Here is a 17,229-nt window from a genome sequence, read left to right as displayed (position 1 = left end):
AACAATGAAGGGGTTCCATGGTATGCACCCGTTTACTTCTCCTCCTCGAAATACAACTTGTAATAATTCATGTTCCGTTCTTCGTCAAATCCTCTCTCGATCATCTCGCGGTTGCCATGGATATAGACGTGAAAGTTCCTGTCCAGCTTGAGGATGCTTTTAAAGACCCGCTGTTGTTTCTTTACCGCGGGAGAGGAAATATCAAATTCGTCCGGCACATCCAGCCGGTATTCATCCCGGAAATGTTCCCGGTAATTCCGGAAAGCATCCACTGCATCAGGGTGCCCCAGCACTTCTTCGGCAAACTCATCTGCCTGAAACTGTTCCTTTTCCTTGAAGTAGGTAGCGGATTTTTTCAGCAGCTCTATCTGGTCTACCCGGTTCATGTCAAATTCCTCCGGTAACTTCTTCTGGATGAACTGCTGGCAGATGCTCACCATGGTCTCCGTCTGGTGGTAGCTGTCCTCCCGCCGCTGTACCTGCAGAAAAGCATCTTTCCAGTACACCGCTTCGTTCTGTTTGCTGATGCTGTCCACAATACTCACTTTATATCCTTCTTCCCTCCCCACGTTGAATACCAGGCAGCCTTTGTCCAGTTTGTTGATATTGATGCCATCATCATAATTCACCTCATAATTGTCATTACTGAGGAACACTTTGAGGTAAGTATCCCGGTTCTCCGACTTGAAAATGCCGATCGCCTCCACTTCTTCCCCATCCACCTGGCATTTTGAGAAATGCACAATGTATAATTCTCCCCCTTTGATCTTGGGGTGGGTAGAGTGTTTATAAAGATGTTTGGCGATGTTGACCGACTGTTCCTGGAAGTTTTCCGGGTCTTCAAAGATCAGGCTGCAATATTTGTACACTTCATTGAGCTGAATATCCGCTTCATGGTAAAACCGGAAATATTCCGCATTGTTCGTGAAGGGCTGGATGAAATAGCTCAGCAGCAGGGCGCCGATGGTCTCGTCTTTCAGCTCCAGTGGCTGTTGCGACAATACCAGCGGGTCTTCATTCGTGGCGTTGCCCACCTTGTGGATCGTGAGCCTTTCCAGGTCTTTGATATCTGATACATGAATCATACGGGCTGCAAATTAGGAGCATTTGGAAATTTTCCGTTAAAAAAATTTAATTTACCTGCATGAAACAGCTGCTCACTGCCCTTTGCCTGCTTGGCGTTATTACCGCATCCGCCCAGGATTCCCTGTACACCGCCAAAGATTTCACGGCCGAGAATCTTTTTTCCTCGAATATAGAAGGCCCGGCTTTCGATAAAAACGGCAATCTCTATGTGGTGAACTTCGGGCAGGACGGTACTGTCGGCGCCATCGCCAAAGACGGTACCGGCGAGATTTTCGTGACCCTGCCGGAAGGCAGCATCGCCAACAGCATTCAATTCTCCCGCAAGGGCGGGGAAATGTTCCTGGCCGACTTCAAAGGGCATAAAGTGCTGAAGGTGGATATGAAATCAAAGAAGATCAGCACCTATCTGCATAACCCGGCTTTCAACCAGCCCAATGATCTTTGCATCAGCAAAAAAGACCACCTCTACGCCTCCGATCCCAACTGGAAAGACGGCACCGGCAAGCTCTGGATCATTCTCAAAGGGGGCAGGCCCTTTCCGCTGGCGGATAGCCTTGGTACCACCAATGGTATTGAGCTGAGTCCTGATGAAAAAGTGCTGTACTTCAATGAAAGCGTACAACGCAAGGTCTGGAAGTACGATGTGGCCGAAAATGGCAGCATTTCCAATAAAAAACTCTTTGCTGTTTTCCCGGATTTCGGGCTGGATGGCATGAAGTGCGATAAAGCGGGCAACCTGTATATCACCCGTTACGGTAAAGGCACTATCGTGGTGCTTTCCCCGGCCGGCGACCAGATCCGGGAAATACCGCTGAAAGGCAAATCCTGCAGCAACCTGGTGTTCGGCGGGGAAGACGGGAAAACGGTTTTTGTAACGATGCAGGACCGGAAGTGCATAGAGATGTTCAGGGTGGAGATTGCGGGGAAGGGGTATTGAGGTTTGTGCGACAGATGTGAGAATTTCTCATCATGGATGCGGATGAATGCCTCAAACAACTAATCAATTAGATTTATAACTTCTTAACGAGTACGGGATCGGATTCCATATTCGTCAAGAAAAGCGACTATAGGAATTTAGAACGAGGTCCAGTTGGCCAATCATACTTGGCCGGGTAAGCTGTTTGAAAATTTTTTGCCTTGTTGGAATTGCTGAAGCAGCGCATTTAATAATCGGTGCTGTTCCTATAGAAATAAAGTCGATGCCGTCTATAACAAAAGCTTCTGAAAACGGACTGATTTACCGGAATAAGAGATACGACCGTAACCCCCGACTGTCTTTTTTTACCTATACTGACAGCTTCCTCTGTTAAAGTAAATTTAGCTTGCCTTCTTTCCACAAATGAAGTGTTGTCTTTGCTGATAAACCAGTTATACTTGATAATTCCGACAAACTTATTAAGGATTTCTCAGCTAATTCAGGAAATACTTTTAAAGTAAATGTGGCTGCCCAAAGTCTAACATTTTCATCAGCGTTGTCAAGCAATTCACTAAAAACATCAGCTTGGTTCTGTTCTTTTGCTTGATTATACAAGGCTTGTATTTTTTTGTGAATCTTATTTGCCTTTTTATGGTCGCCAACCGATATGGCGTTGCCATGCTCTATGGCTTTATCCAGAAATTTCGCCTTTATATTTTCTCTTATTGTCAAGGAGTCCATCCAAATCGTTTTAATACGTCTATTCCATATTGGTACTGTTGCTCGAAGCTTAATGTTTTTACGTGATCTCTAACCCGCATGCTCGTACCAGGCATGAGGGAGTTATAATGTCCCGTTACTTTAGCGTGAATTGAGCCTGCGCCATGTGGCAATTTAATAAGATTGTTTATATTATGAATATTTTCGGCTCCAAACTTTGCAATATTATCCGCATGTTGTTCTACTATATGATGCCAGGCCAGGCCTTCTCCGGCCGGCCCCATTGCTCTTTTAAACGCTGAAAAAGACTTAAATCCCCGTCCCGCTTCCTTAACAATCGCCCTTGTAGCAGCCTTAAACTGCGGTTTGACAAAAGAAAGGGACCCGGCCCATGCGGTTGCCACTTCGAACCCGGTTTTAGAGAACAAACTCATAGCCTCATCATTCGTAAATACCGTCCTTGCTCTTGCTCCCGCATAATTTGCCCTGGCAAGCGGGTTTATTGCATACCCAAAAGTAGAGGGGTCAATGCCGGAAATTTTTGCAGCGTAAGCATCCTTGAGGGACGGAATAAACTCTTCACTAACTTCACGCCTCAACTGGTCAATTCGCTCAGCAGGAACTCCACCATATATACCCTTTGCATATGTAGTCTCCCTTTTCAGCTTTCCCCTGAGCATGTCTCGTTGAAGGTTATTGACCACTTCTGCATCAATATTTGCGACAAGGAAACGAACGAACTCCTGTTGTCCGCTATGAAAAGGGGTTGCTCCTTCACTTCCATCAACCAGGCCAATATGCGTTAAATCTTTCCCTATAAAAAGGTGAGAAAGCCCGTTTTTCTCTATTTTCAGTACTTTACCTATGTTTTCCCATAATTCACCATTGTAAACTACACGCATATCCGTGCTCTCCAACCAAATATAAGCATCTCCACGCCCCTTGAACCAATCATCACCTAATGGGTCTGAATAATTAACAGGGTTATTCCCACTAAGATTATACGGCGAATGAGACGCGTACTTTTCAGATGCAGGGTCACGCTGCCACCACCTGCCTATTTGTGGGTCCAGGTTTCTATAAAATGCATCATATATCTCAAGGTCAAACTCGGATAACTTTTCAATGCCATTGAACAGGTAGTTATTCTTTTCCCGGTTTAATGCCTTACTACTCAAGGCCCTAATAGATAACCCAAACGGGTAATAGGAATCTTCCTGAAGCAAATGACCTGTTGTGTGCTTTACTATCAGATCATCAAAATATACATCTGTCGGGCTTTCGTTACTAGGATACACATATACGTAGCCATTCTTTGTTATGCTTAATTGTGCGGCCAATGGGGTGATGGCATCAGGCTGGCTGACACGTAATGCGCCGCCTGTCACCATTTTGAAGTTGTCATCAAATAAAACATAGTTCAAGTATGCTTTCGGTACCTGAGAACTTGGATTATTGCCCTGGTTGGTTGAGATGAAAGAGGAAATATCCTGTGTATTCAGCACTGTTCCGTTGCTGGTACTTTGGAGTAAGTTACCATGACCATTAGGTATAACTGTCGTGGCAGACCCCAAAAATGCGTTCACCAATTGGGAAAGGATCTGATTTACCGGCTGGTTGGGCACATTATTATCGGGAGAATTCTGGGCATAATATGACATTACTCCAACTTCTATATTATCTCCAGCCATCACGCGAAGCACTTTACTTGTGCCAATTCTCCTTTCCGGTGTATTTCCATTCAGTTTGATAAACTTTCTATTAGTGCCCGCATAGTCGTAGAATTTATGCCCTACAGGTATATTCTCCGGTTCAACTGCAAAATTAAACATCTCCCGTTCGGGAACAGGTGGTGTAGGTTGGGGAGTTACTTCATGCGTTGCTCTGTACGGGACTATATTTGTTTCCTCAGTTATCACAGTTCGTACATTCCCCACATGGTCCTGTATAAAGTAATCATATATCCATTGGCTATTTGCATTTTTTCTGACACGGCCGCTAAAATGCGGGAACAGCATCAGTTCATTATTCTTATAAATAAATCCATTAATGTATGAATATGTGGTAGTGATTCCCTCCGATTTTACAATTTGCTGTAGCTTATTTCCGTTTACGGAATACACATATTCAATACTTTTGCCGGGGTCATCATCAAAAGATATTTTAGCGGGCTTATTTACCAAATAATTGTACGAGATGGAAATACCTCTATTCTTATCCTTAATTATATTCCCCTCAACATCATAAAAGTAGTCTGCTCCGCCGTCATTAAAATCCTTAAAATCCCCCTGCTGTTGGTTTCCTTTGTCATCGGTAACTGATCTTAGCCGATTGCTGTATTCATTGTTTTCATATTGATATACCAAATTGTCCAGAACAGCTTTGACATTGCCGAGCAACATTCCATCCTGGGTCATTTGTTTAATATTCCCATTATCATCATATGCAGGAATTGCGACTTTAAAATCCGCCAAATCGCTGGACCAGGTACCTGCAGTGTTTTGGGTATAGTCTGCTTTTACCAGACGTCCTGCATGATCATACTTATATCCATATGCGTGGGCCTCATCATCATTTCCTCTTCTTCTCCACGTAACGCCCGCAATTCCACCATCCTTTCTGGTAGCTTCAAAGCCTTTATCATAAAAAATCTCCATCCCAAAATAATGTGGATCTCCTTTATCTCGGGAGTACCCCGCATTAATCCCGCTCAAGTTCCCGTGGAGCGTATAATCGAAATTCAATGCTTCGAGATTACCAAGGGTCTGGGTTTTTACGGCTCCTCTTTCATCATAAGTAAACGAATTCAGTATTTTTTCGCTCATTCCTGGCTGCCCTACCAATGTGTGATGCACTTCTTTCAATTGGTCACCGTTTTCATATATGAACTTTGTCAATACATTGAGTTCAGGGGTACTGGCGGATTGCGGATTCTTATGATGAATATAGCTTGATACAACTTTCCCGGAAAAGTCATACTGAGTTGTATAAACATCCACACCTCCTGCAATATTTTCTGAATGGCTCTGTATTTCTCTGCTATATTCATCATAATAAATGGTTGTGCTGAGCATAATGCCCTTCTCCCTGACTGCCTGCCTGACGCCTGTTAGCTTCCCGGTAGCAATACGCCTTGGTATAACAGCCTCAACATACGGATTGCTTCCGCCGGTGTTCTGAAATGCTGTGCTAAAAGGGTGGGCTCCAGACCAGTCGTAGTTATCATAATATAAAATGGCTAATACTTCGTATCCTGAGATATCAGGAACAGGGTTATTGACTATAAAAGTCTCTGTTCGGGGAGTAGGGGTAGCGCTTATCTCAAATGTAATATTTGCGCCAGCTTCCGTTTCGAAACCTGAAAGAATATTTATGCTTTTGGTTGCTTCATATTTTGGTACACTTACATCTCTTGTATCTATATAAAGATCTTCAATGGGCGGAAGCGTATGAACAATGCTTACATTTCCTGAAGGAGTGTCAAGCATTGCTTCAAGACTGGAATACGTTGCTGATGGATCAGTATATAATGCTGTTATAAGCAGCCTGTCCAACTCATCATAAAAATAAAGTACCCATTGACCGGGATTTGTAGCACGCATCAATGGATTTTGGGCAAAAACCAGCCGGCCTCTGGAATCATAAATAAAATATTCTGCACCTCCTTCAACACCCGGTAACTGCTTTTGTATTAACCATCCTTTGTTGTTGTAATAATACCTATAACAAAGTTCCTTCGCAATATTCCTGGTTGCTGTGGATGCATTAAGGTCCCAAATGTTATTTGTTTTGCAGTATTTAAGCGCTTGCGGAGTAATAATATACCTTAATTGTCCAAGATCATTATACACATAGTAGGTTCGGATGCCTTCATCTTCCATATCTGTAATGCCGGACTTCAGGGATGTGCATACTACCTTCCCTTTGGCATCAAGATATGTTGTCACTGTTTCTTCCTGGGCTGTGGTATGAACGTTTACGGTTAGTCTACCGGAACCATACTCCTCTAAGCTGACAGGAAATGCCCCCTCTTCATCTCCTATAGTCCAAAGACGGACTTTATCAAAAGTATTGCTAATACGGCTTTCTTCACGATTTCCTGACTTTTGTCCGGCAAAACTTTTGCCAGGAGCCATCACCTGACTGATCCTGCTGAATTCGGATTGCTCCGCCTGATAAGCACTATAATAGTATCCTTCTGAATTTTGTGTAAGGCCATCATAAAAGGCTTCCTGTTCCGATGCTACATTGGTACGGAAGCTTCCTCCATTATTCTGATCCGTTGAGGCCGGGTAGGGTAAAAATTTTACGGTTTGTTTGCCATATTTGTCATAGACTGCAAAATCTATAATATCTTTCCCGGAGGTACTTGATTTATGTAGAACATATTGCAACATCCTCCCGATGCCATCAATGTACGCTGTTGTTCTTTTGAAATCCGTTCTTTGTGTTAGGGCAAGAACCTGTGCTTCATTGGTAACACCTGGTCTGGAAATATCATACTGTGAGACCTTGTTCAGATGGCTGGATGTAATGCCTGAGTAATCAGGAATAGTTCTTTCCGCTTCAGAAGGGTTTACTATGGTATTTGCCGGTTTATTTTGTACAATATTATTCTTAACCAAAATTTTTACTGTATTTGAATATCTCGTCTGAACATCCGACACTACCTTCCTGCGATAAAAGGTATTCTGTGAAAGTGACGGCGGTTGGTAAGAACTTCCCGTTGCTCCATTTATGAGGTTCCAGGCAAGTCCATCCAAAGATTGTTCCCACTGGTAGGTAAAAGTACCTGTTCCACCACCTGGATTATCAACACCTGCTAGCGCAGTGGGAGTACCGGAAGGACCAATCACCTGTGACGACGCGATTCGTCCTGCAACCAGCAAAGGCTGAACATTTACCGTAACAGTATTGCTAGACGCCTCTTCTGAACCGCAATACGCTCTACGTCTATAATATGTAGTTTTTGTTATGGGTTCTTTTGCCCTGTATTCGGGTGATGTTGCCCCAGGTATGTAATTGAATACCACATTATCATAAGAGTGCTCCCATAGATATGATACTGATGATGGTGAATTAGGGACAGCACAAGCACCTCCCGTGGAGGGCGTGACATTTGTAAGCACCTCCATTTCCTCTCCGTACACCCAGGATGGTTTCAGGGATCCAATTGTGCCGCCTTGCAGTGGAGTAGCAACTATCACAGATAGCGTTGCAGGATCAAAGGTGCCGCCATAATACGCCTCCAGTTCAAAAATTCCCGTCTGCGTCCATTGAATGGTGACCGACTGGTTACCCGATCCGTACGAGACAATATTGCCGCCTGGTGGGGCTACCCACATTATGTTTCCGGAACCGCCAAACAGAACGTATGTGTAAGTCGAATTTACATGAACGGTAGTAGGTCCCGAAATATTTGCCTGGCCACATACATATTCTGTCCACCCAAATTGAAGCACAAGGGAAAACAAGGCAATTCTAAAGATGAAATTCTGCATTGTACAGGTTTAGGGTGTAACTTTTGATTCTTTTCTTTATAGTTGTCTATTATGATACTCCATGTATCTGAGAATATTTCCATACTGGTCTTTAGTGTATTTTATCCTGCCCAATTCATCAAATTCATATTTTAACACCGTATTGTCAGTCGCACATTCCGAGGTGACATTCCCGCCCTCATCATGCGTTATTGTATTCATCCTGGCACCCAACGGGAACAGGCGCACTTCGTCAATCAACCCACTTCCAGAAATCGAAATGGCTTGTGCGCCTGAAAACAGGAGTTGACAAAAAGTCCATCCATTTATTGTGTTGCCCGTTTTATTTTCCAGCAATGTTCCCCCTGTCACAGAAATACTAGCATTTTTTGACCAATACGTCACCCGGTACTTTCGATTGGCTTCCAAACCCGATTTTTCAAGCCTGGTAACACTCTGTATTGACAAACATCGGATCCCTGTAGGGACAGTTGTATCACTGACATATTGTGGTAAACCGACAATTGTCCAGTTTCCTGGTTCACCCGCCTCAAAACTGGTAAACGCTATATTGGATATTGAAGCATTCTCTACCGTTGCGATGCCGGTCATACCAGCCGCGTCATAAATAATGCTTCCCAAATGATTCTTCTGAATTATTTGCGATGGGGATCCGTTGCTATTAAACGTTGCGTAACTGTCTTCTTTTATATACGTAGTATTTCTGATAAGTTGACTCGGATTAAAAGATTGAATCACTGATTCTGGTATAGGAGCCGCTGTTTGCAACTCATATTTCCTCACCGGCATGAAGTCGCCATTTGAAATACCTTGAAAATCCTTCACGTTCAATTCCATGAGACGGGGGTCTGAAGGAGTTTTGAAAAGCCATGTTTCAGTTGAAACCGGCTCACCAACAATATTGGCAGCTTTCATTTGCTGAAGAACACCGGCAACAGTATAATCCTGGGGGTAATAAACTCTCTTTTCCACCAGTTCCCCACGATCATTGCTAGTACTGATCTTCTTTATCAGGTAGCTGTCTGGATCATACGAATAGTCTAAAACCGATTCTTTATAGTGCCCTGTCAGATCATATGTTCTATCAACAGTTGAAACTAACTCCGATCTCCCCGATATTTGAAAATAAAAGTCGCTGTTGAACGTAATATAATGCTGCCCTGCTTCCGCGTCTGCCAATGTAGACATGTACGTCTGTAATGGTTGACATTTACTATTTGCAAAATCACTGTTCATGTTCGAAGAGTAAATAGCATACTTATGAAATATGTCTTTTACAATTCGATTATTTTTAGTGTACACTGTCATTCGCTTTAATAGCCCATATGCCCATGGCATAAACCGGGGCCTGCCTGAATACGGTTTCTCAAGTACCGGGACCAGAAGGGGGTAATCTTCGGGGGAAGTATATTCATAAACGGTTTTACCTATATAGTCCGTTGAACTGCCTTTATATACTTCCACTCTTGAGTATGAGAACGGGAGCGGGTTATGAGCCGTAAATGGAACTGTTACAGCTATATCAGAATCAATTGTGATAGTCGCTCCTCCTCCATTAAAAATTTGCAGTGCAACGTAAATAAAAAACGTTTTAACAATAGATATAATAGCACTATTTGATTGATCAGAATAAGATTTATCCTGATGAACCATGCTTGCCCCATTGTTGAAATAAATGAACTTTCCTCCGATTGGAGCCCTGGCTAATGCGTAGACAACTGTAGATACATAGTAGTTTCCACCAGCAGGTTGTTTGCTTATTGCTCTTCTTGTGCCCGTCAATACTGGCTCTTCATATCCCCAACCGGATGTTGTTCCATCTTCCCGAACATACTTATATTCGGTGGTCATATCATTAGTGCCACTCAATCCATCATTCAAAATAACTTTCTTTACGCGCACACCTCCCATAACTTTCTGACCTGATGAAGATTGCGCTGTATTCGGCTCGTATTCAAACTCCATGAAGCCTCCATTTGGCAATTTTATCTTCTTTAATGCACCGTTTTTCGCGGCAACATAAATGTGAGTTGCCCCACCGGGAAGCCTCCCGGGATCATTATAAGGTAGGTTGTTCCTTGGAGTATGAAATTTTCTGTGAAGGTTGTGAAAGGTAAAATCCGCCGTTTGATATTGATTAGTTCCTTCATAAGCTCCTTCGGGAATATTATTATAGTATCCGAAATAATCCTGCATAATGCTATTTCGAGGAGGCACCCAATTTTCCTTATCTGTAGAGCTTGGGCCCTGATAATACGTAAACTCGTATGGCTGGTCAAAAAAATCATTTGGCCCGAACTTTCGGAAAGAAGTTAAACACATTCTGGCATTTGGAGCTTCTGCGCTTGGAAACGTATATGTAACGTCCCTAAGATCCCCTTTCGAAAAGTATTTGTAACCAAACTGATATCCAAATAGCAAGGTTGCCCCTTGTTTAACAAGTACCTTGTTCAATGATCTCGATCCCGGTAAGTCAACCCGGTCGTAGGAGTTATACTCAAATTCTATCTTCCTGTCATTGGGAAACAACACACTGCTTACTCGTTTCAAAACACCAATAAATCTTTGACGTACATCAACAATATTGGTTCTGTATTCCCCATTCATATATGATCTGGTGAAAAATGGCCGCCGTGCGCCCAGGTATGACAGATCATATCCTTCATAGTTTATAACTATACTTTTATTGGTCAACGGGTTTTTAATTTCAGACAGATACCAATCGGTCACTATAGAATAATCTGTCAATAAATATCCTTCCTGGCTTAACGAGCAAAATCCGGGCGTACTAAATTCCGGGGTAACGCCAATGCTAGTATGAGTGTCCCCATATTTGTAAAGCCTGCTTAGCTGCTTCTCATTGAATATATATTGAATGCCGTCATCGTCTGTAATAATAAATTTCGTAATCCGGGTAACAATATTATTGGCAGACATATCTTCATCTACTTTCGTTATTTTCAACCTGGAGTTAGTAAGGCTAACACATTCGTTATTCTTTCCAATAACAAATGAACCAGATTTGCCATTGAAATTAAAATGAAAAATGTCCTGCTCTTTGTCCGCAGCGTCACTATCCAGAAAATTAACCTGATCATAAAACTGGGAAATGGGAACCCATCCAAGTCTTTTGCTGCAAGCACTTCCCGGAGCGTATTGCGAGTAAAGATACCCGCTTAACAGATATGTAACTCCACTTCTGTGCTGGTCATCTGGTTCTCCATTCTGCTGACGACTAATGACCCCTCCGCTGTTCAGATTCCAGCCCAGCCCAACTTCAGAAGCAATTTCATCAACTTTAACACCGCCCCCTCCTGTGTAGTTCAGAACAAGACCATAGTTTAATCTATTTGGGTCATTATAGCTGAAAAGAGGCGTTGAAAATTCCGCCTTGCCAGTTGACAGATCAACCTGGGAAAAAGTATGTACCCTTAAAACGAATAATAAGACAAGAGTTAGAATATACTTCATAGATAATCGGGCTACGGCTTAAACAATACTTTAAAAATACATTATTATTTGAAAAATGCAACTTAATCCGGCATTGTTCTGTATTCCACTTTTTAACACAATAAAAAAAGCCGCAGGCTGTAAACCTGCGGCCGACATATAAAAAATAATCTATTACGTATTCAACCCCCCGCAAACACTGATCACCTGCCCCGTTACATACGCCCCCATATCGGAAGCCAGGAACAGGCATACATTCGCGATATCCTCCGGAGACCCGAACTTGCCCAGCGGGATCTGGTCCAGGTAAGCTTTCGCGCCTTCGCCATCTTTCAGGTAATGCGTCATATCCGTTTCCACAAAACCCGGCGCCACTGCATTCACGCGGATATTGCGGCTGCCGATCTCCTGCGCGATGGATTTGGAAAAACCGATGATCCCCGCCTTTGATGCCGCATAGCTGCTCTGGCCGGCATTCCCTTTTATACCGATGATAGAGCTCATGTTGATGATGCTGCCGCTTTTGGCTTTCATCATCGGGCGCATCACCAGCTTGGTCATATTAAATACACTCTTCAGGTTCACGTCCATCACTTCATCCCACTGTTCAGCACTGAGGCGCAACAGCAGGTTATCTTTTGAGATACCGGCATTGTTCACACAGATGTCCACCGTACCGAATTCCTTCATCACATCATTCACAAGGGCTTCGCAATCCTCAAAAACACCGGCATTGCTTTTATAGGCTTTGGCTTTCACCCCTTTGGCGATCAGTTTTGCTTCCAGCGCTTTCGCCTTTTCGTCCGAGCTAACATAAGTAAATGCAACATGGGCGCCTTCATCCGCGAATTTCAGCGCTATCGCTTCACCGATCCCACGGCTGGCGCCTGTTACGATGGCTACTTTGTTGTTAAGTAATTTCATTTTTTAACAGATAGGTTTAGCTTTAATTTGATGAACGAAGGTAATAGAAAAATTATCCTGTCGCTCAGTGTTTTTCAATAAAACGAAGGATCTCTTCCAATACGTTCCTTTCATTATTCAGTCGTGGAACTTTATGCTGACCGCCCAGTTTGCCCTTGCTTTTCAGCCATTCGGTGAAAGTGCCCGCTTCCAGCAGATGCACAGTGGGGCGGTACAGCGCAATATTCTTGTGCCGTTTGGCTTCATAATCGGAGTTGATGGCTTTGAGCGTGTCGTCCAGCACGTCTATGAACCGCTCGATGTCAGCCGGCCTGTTCTCGAACTCTATCAGCCATTCATGCCCGCCGTTGCCTTCATCGCTGAAATAAACGGGAGCCGCCGTATAGTCGTTCACGGTAGCGCCGGTTTCCTCGCAGGCTTTTGCAATAGCTTTATCCGTATTATCTACGATCAGTTCTTCACCGAAAGCGTTAATAAAAGATTTGGTGCGGCCGCTCACCCTGATGCGGAAGGGCGACAAGGACACGAACTGGATGGTATCACCCACAAGATATCTCCAGAGACCGCCGTTGGTGCTGATGATAAGGGCATAGTTCCGGCCTGTCTCTACTTCATGCAGTTGCAAGGTGCGGGGGAAATCCTTCCCATATTCCTCCATCGGCAGGAATTCATAGAAGATGCCGTGGTTGAGGAACAGCAGCAGCCCTTCTTCGCCGATCACATCCTGGGCGGCAAAGAAGCCTTCGGAGGCATTGTATGATTCCAGGTAGTTCATCCCCGGCTTGCGGATCAGTTTTTTGAACTGTTCCCGATAGGGCGTGAAGCTCACGCCGCCGTGCATGTACAGTTCCAGGTTCGGCCAGACGTCGGCCAGGTTGTCTGTGCCGGTCAGTTCAAATATCCTTTTGATCAGCACGATGGTCCATGTAGGCACACCGGCGATGGAGGTCACGTTTTCGTGGATGACGGCATTGGCCATCCGTTCTATTTTTTCCTCCCATTCGTCCATCAGCGCGATGGACAGGTCCGGCGTGCGGATCATATGCCCGTAGAAGGGCATGTTCTGCAGCATCACGGCGCTCAGGTCCCCATAATAACTGTCACTGTCAGGGGATAGTTTATTCACCTGGTGGCTGCCGCCGATCACGAGCGATTTGCCGGTGAGCACATCGGAATCGGGAAAGTTGTTGTAATAAAGGGAAAAAACATCGCGCCCGGAGCGATAATGGCATTCATCGAGGCTTTCCTGGGAAATGGGGATGAATTTGCTTTTGTCTGCTGTGGTGCCGCTGGATTTTGCGAACCATTTGATGGGGGTGTTCCAGATCACATTTTGCTCGCCCTCCATCACACGCTGGATGTAAGGTTTCATGCTTTCATAGTTGTGAACCGGGACCCGCTGCTTGAATTCCTCCAGTCTGAAAAGCGTGGAGAGGCCGTACTGTTTGCCAAATTCGGTGTATTGCGCAGCGCTGAGCAGATTCTGGAATACCTGTTGCTGGATCTGCAGCGGATATTGCATGAAATGCTCAATGCGGCCCATGCGAATTCTGGCCAATTGTGACAGCGCTGGACTTAAAATCTTCATACCGGTTTTTGCCAGGGTTTTGATAGGTTATTGATTCTTAGCGGCTTCGTCGAGGTAATCTTTCCGGCGAAGTACGAAATTCTGGCCAAGATACACTTTTCTCACCTGTTCATCTTCCGCCAGTTCCTCTGCGGTGCCGGCCTTCAGTATTTTGCCCTCGAACAACAGATAGGCCCTGTCCGTGATGGAGAGTGTTTCCTGTACATTGTGGTCCGTGATCAGGATACCGATGTTCCGGTATTTCAACTTGGCCACAATGCCCTGGATATCCTCCACCGCAATGGGGTCGATCCCGGCGAAAGGCTCATCCAGCAGTATGAATTTGGGGTCAACGGCCAGTGCGCGGGCAATTTCCGTTCTCCGGCGCTCCCCGCCGCTCAATACATCTCCGGGGCTCTTGCGTACGTGCTGCAGGCGGAACTCGCCCAGGAGGGATTCCAGTTTCTCCTTCTGGTCCGCCTTGCTCAGCTTCGTCATCTCCAGTACGGCAGCGATATTGTCCTCCACGCTCAGCTTACGGAAAACGCTGGCCTCCTGTGGCAGGTAGCCGATACCCATCTGTGCCCGCTTGTACATCGGCAGCTTGGTAATATTCTCTTCATTCAGGAACACTTCCCCCTCGTCCGGCTTCACAAGGCCCACTACCATATAGAATGTAGTGGTCTTGCCCGCTCCGTTGGGCCCCAGCAGCCCCACGATCTCGCCCTGTGTAACCTCTACGGACACATGGTTGACCACCGTTCTGCTGCGGTAACGCTTTACCAGCTCCTGTGTGTGTATTTTTAACGCCATATTATTGAAACTTAGCAAAAATAACAAAATCGGTGAATGGACAGCGGTTTGAACAGCTATTAGTTAATTATTGGGCTAAATACTATTTTTGCGAGGTTTTTACAAGAATACCCAAATATTATGAAACCAAGCATGGTGATGCGAGGTTTCATCTGGCCACTAAAAAATCAATTATTAACAGATGAAAGTTACTGAACATATTGCACAGGCAAAGGACACCCTGATATCTTTCGAGATACTGCCTCCGCTCAAAGGCAAAAGCATTGAGTCTATTTACGACCACCTGGACCCCCTGATGGAGTTCAAGCCCTCGTATATCAATGTGACCTACCATCGCAGCGAGCATATGTTCAAAAAACGTGCGGACGGGTCTTTCGACAAGGTGGAGATCCGCAAACGCCCCGGCACTGTGGGTATCTGCGCCGCCATCATGAACCATTACAATGTGGACGCCGTGCCTCACCTCATCTGCGGAGGCTTCAGCAAGGAAGAAACGGAAAATGCCCTTATCGACCTGGCTTTCCTCGGGATTGACAATGTGCTGGTGCTGCGCGGCGACGCCCCGAAGAACGAAACATTCTTCGAACCGCACCCCAACGGCCACCGCTATGCGATCGACCTGCTTCACCAGGTCGCGCAGATGAACAACGGCATTTACCTGGAGGAAGAACTCATGGGCGGTGTTAAAACGAAGTTCTGCATCGGCGTGGCGGCATACCCGGAAAAACATTTCGAAGCCCCGAATATGGCTACGGACATGAAATACCTGCAGCGTAAAGTAGAGGCCGGAGCGGATTATATCGTCACCCAGATGTTCTTCGATAACCAGAAGTTCTTCGATTTCGTGGCCAAATGCCGCGAAGCGGACATTAAAATACCCATCATCCCGGGGCTGAAGCCGCTGACCACTAAAAAACAACTGACCATACTGCCGCGCACATTTCATGTGGACATGCCGGACGACCTGGCCATTGAAGCCATGAAATGCAAAACGGACAAGGAAGTGGAACAGGTGGGCACGGAATGGCTCATCCAGCAATCCAAAGAACTTAAAGCCGCCGGAATGCCCGTCCTGCACTACTATACCCTGGGCAAACCGCATGTGATCCGTAAAGTGGTAGAATCTATCAAATAAAAAAATGGCCATTGCGTAGATACGCGATGGCATTTTTTCCCTATAACTGTCACACCTTTTGTTTAGAAACTTATTGTGATGTATTGCTGCTATTAAGACGCGGCAAAATATCCTTACCCCCATGGCCGGAATAAAAAAAGCGGATACCCCGGAAACCCGGAATACCCGCTATTTTCTGACCTTCCGGAACTGGTTTCCCTCAGGTCTTATCTTTTGAAACGTCCCCGTCCGGGGAAATTATTCAGTAATCTTCGCGATTGAACAGGAACCCTACACTTACGGCCAGGTAACGGTTCCGGCTGGTGGTGTATTCGCTGCGGTCAACATCGGTCATTCCCATACTGTAGTTGGCGCCCAGCATAATGCCATTGTTGAATTCATAGCCCAGGGCAAAATTGGCCCCCGCATCCCAGGGATACATCCTGACAACAGCCAGGTTATCGTTGGCCTTTCGCGAAAACTGCACCTGCTTTGAATTGTTGGTAATGTTGCGCCCGTTCTGCACAATGTTGAAATGATAACGCCCTTTCAGGCCGGCGGCCACATATGGTCCGAGCCCTGCGGTGACCTTGCCGCTGCCTAACGGGAACTTATATACGACGTTTAACGGCAACTCCAGGTAGTTGAGCTGCAACTTGCTGCCGGCCGGCACATAAGCACCGGACAGCTCCGGCTTAATGGGCTGCGGCCTGCCGAAACCCGTCCCTTTTGTGATGTAACGGATAACAGGCTGGAAATAAAGCCCCTCGTACACGGGCACGTTTATCACCAGGTCAAGATGCCAGCCGTGAAAGGTGGTGTACCCTCCCGCCGTTTCCCCGGTGCCGCCCCCGGTTTCGCCGGTCACTTCCAGGCTCGCAGCGGTGTAGCCGGACCTCAGGCCCATACTCACCTGTCCGCTGCTATGGAATGCATAGATCAGAACAATAAAAAGCAGTAAAACTCTCTTCATACAGATAAGGTTTTAAACAGGGGGTTTTCGTAATAGGAGAGTACCTAAATTTCCGCTGGGTGTATTCGGATGCAGCGGCTTTCAGTTAATTAAACGATGAATGTAAATGACTGTCCCTCGAAAGAATAATGACCCAAACATACTGCTTAAATTTTCGAAATAAAA

General features: G+C 45.3%; 10 protein-coding genes. 2 read left to right on the top strand and 8 right to left on the bottom strand.

Translation table 11 applies throughout. From position 1 onward, the window contains the following. Positions 1 to 32 precede the first annotated feature (32 nt). Positions 33 to 1,085 (bottom strand): nucleoid-associated protein, encoded by a 1,053-nt coding sequence (locus FW415_RS04840; RefSeq protein ID WP_148383161.1) that lies wholly within the window; start codon positions 1,083 to 1,085, stop codon positions 33 to 35. Positions 1,086 to 1,144: 59 nt separating this feature from the next. On the opposite strand from FW415_RS04840, the gene FW415_RS04835 reads away from it, so the two are divergent. Next, positions 1,145 to 2,023, top strand: coding sequence for an SMP-30/gluconolactonase/LRE family protein (locus FW415_RS04835; protein ID WP_148383160.1), 879 nt, complete (start codon positions 1,145 to 1,147; stop codon positions 2,021 to 2,023). Between the two features lie 369 nt (positions 2,024 to 2,392). Here the strand turns inward: FW415_RS04835 and FW415_RS04830 are convergent, their stop codons facing one another. From FW415_RS04830 to lptB, 6 genes are all read right to left on the bottom strand, one after another. Then, complete coding sequence (locus tag FW415_RS04830) at positions 2,393 to 2,743, bottom strand: DUF2019 domain-containing protein (protein WP_148383159.1); 351 nt, start codon at positions 2,741 to 2,743, stop codon at positions 2,393 to 2,395. Then, positions 2,731 to 8,223 (bottom strand): DUF6443 domain-containing protein, encoded by a 5,493-nt coding sequence (locus tag FW415_RS04825; RefSeq protein WP_148383158.1) that lies wholly within the window; start codon positions 8,221 to 8,223, stop codon positions 2,731 to 2,733. Before FW415_RS04825 ends, FW415_RS04830 begins: the two co-directional genes overlap by 13 nt. A gap of 36 nt (positions 8,224 to 8,259) precedes the next feature. Beyond that, the gene (locus FW415_RS04820; protein WP_148383157.1) at positions 8,260 to 11,694 is read right to left on the bottom strand and encodes a hypothetical protein; all 3,435 of its coding nucleotides are present in this window, start codon (positions 11,692 to 11,694) and stop codon (positions 8,260 to 8,262) included. Between the two features lie 153 nt (positions 11,695 to 11,847). After that, positions 11,848 to 12,597, bottom strand: coding sequence for a 3-oxoacyl-[acyl-carrier-protein] reductase (fabG, locus tag FW415_RS04815; protein ID WP_148383156.1), 750 nt, complete (start codon positions 12,595 to 12,597; stop codon positions 11,848 to 11,850). A gap of 64 nt (positions 12,598 to 12,661) precedes the next feature. Next, on the bottom strand, positions 12,662 to 14,185 hold the full coding sequence (locus tag FW415_RS04810) for a GH3 auxin-responsive promoter family protein (protein WP_148383155.1): 1,524 nt from the start codon (positions 14,183 to 14,185) through the stop codon (positions 12,662 to 12,664). Positions 14,186 to 14,212: 27 nt separating this feature from the next. Next, positions 14,213 to 14,977, bottom strand: coding sequence for an LPS export ABC transporter ATP-binding protein (gene lptB / locus FW415_RS04805; protein ID WP_148383154.1), 765 nt, complete (start codon positions 14,975 to 14,977; stop codon positions 14,213 to 14,215). A gap of 181 nt (positions 14,978 to 15,158) precedes the next feature. Here lptB and metF point away from each other — a divergent pair, with 181 nt between their 5' ends. Next, entirely contained in the window at positions 15,159 to 16,112 is a 954-nt protein-coding gene (gene metF / locus FW415_RS04800; protein WP_148383153.1) for a methylenetetrahydrofolate reductase [NAD(P)H], read from the top strand. A gap of 241 nt (positions 16,113 to 16,353) precedes the next feature. On the opposite strand, the gene FW415_RS04795 is transcribed toward metF, so the two are convergent. After that, complete coding sequence (locus FW415_RS04795; protein ID WP_148383152.1) at positions 16,354 to 17,064, bottom strand: outer membrane beta-barrel protein; 711 nt, start codon at positions 17,062 to 17,064, stop codon at positions 16,354 to 16,356. Between the last annotated feature and the right edge of the window lie 165 nt (positions 17,065 to 17,229).

The organism is Chitinophaga sp. XS-30 (assembly GCF_008086345.1).
Taxonomy (GTDB): domain Bacteria; phylum Bacteroidota; class Bacteroidia; order Chitinophagales; family Chitinophagaceae; genus Chitinophaga.
Note: the sequence above shows the minus strand (reverse complement) of the source record. Positions and strands in the feature narration are given on the sequence as shown.

What these genes read in the sequence shown, in the direction of transcription:
- FW415_RS04840 (WP_148383161.1), bottom strand. Translation starts at nt 1,085, where the DNA reads ATGATTCATGTATCAGATATCAAAGACCTGGAAAGGCTCACGATCCAC.
- FW415_RS04835 (WP_148383160.1), top strand. Translation starts at nt 1,145, where the DNA reads ATGAAACAGCTGCTCACTGCCCTTTGCCTGCTTGGCGTTATTACCGCA.
- FW415_RS04830 (WP_148383159.1), bottom strand. Translation starts at nt 2,743, where the DNA reads ATGGACTCCTTGACAATAAGAGAAAATATAAAGGCGAAATTTCTGGAT.
- FW415_RS04825 (WP_148383158.1), bottom strand. Translation starts at nt 8,223, where the DNA reads ATGCAGAATTTCATCTTTAGAATTGCCTTGTTTTCCCTTGTGCTTCAA.
- FW415_RS04820 (WP_148383157.1), bottom strand. Translation starts at nt 11,694, where the DNA reads ATGAAGTATATTCTAACTCTTGTCTTATTATTCGTTTTAAGGGTACAT.
- fabG (WP_148383156.1), bottom strand. Translation starts at nt 12,597, where the DNA reads ATGAAATTACTTAACAACAAAGTAGCCATCGTAACAGGCGCCAGCCGT.
- FW415_RS04810 (WP_148383155.1), bottom strand. Translation starts at nt 14,185, where the DNA reads ATGAAGATTTTAAGTCCAGCGCTGTCACAATTGGCCAGAATTCGCATG.
- lptB (WP_148383154.1), bottom strand. Translation starts at nt 14,977, where the DNA reads ATGGCGTTAAAAATACACACACAGGAGCTGGTAAAGCGTTACCGCAGC.
- metF (WP_148383153.1), top strand. Translation starts at nt 15,159, where the DNA reads ATGAAAGTTACTGAACATATTGCACAGGCAAAGGACACCCTGATATCT.
- FW415_RS04795 (WP_148383152.1), bottom strand. Translation starts at nt 17,064, where the DNA reads ATGAAGAGAGTTTTACTGCTTTTTATTGTTCTGATCTATGCATTCCAT.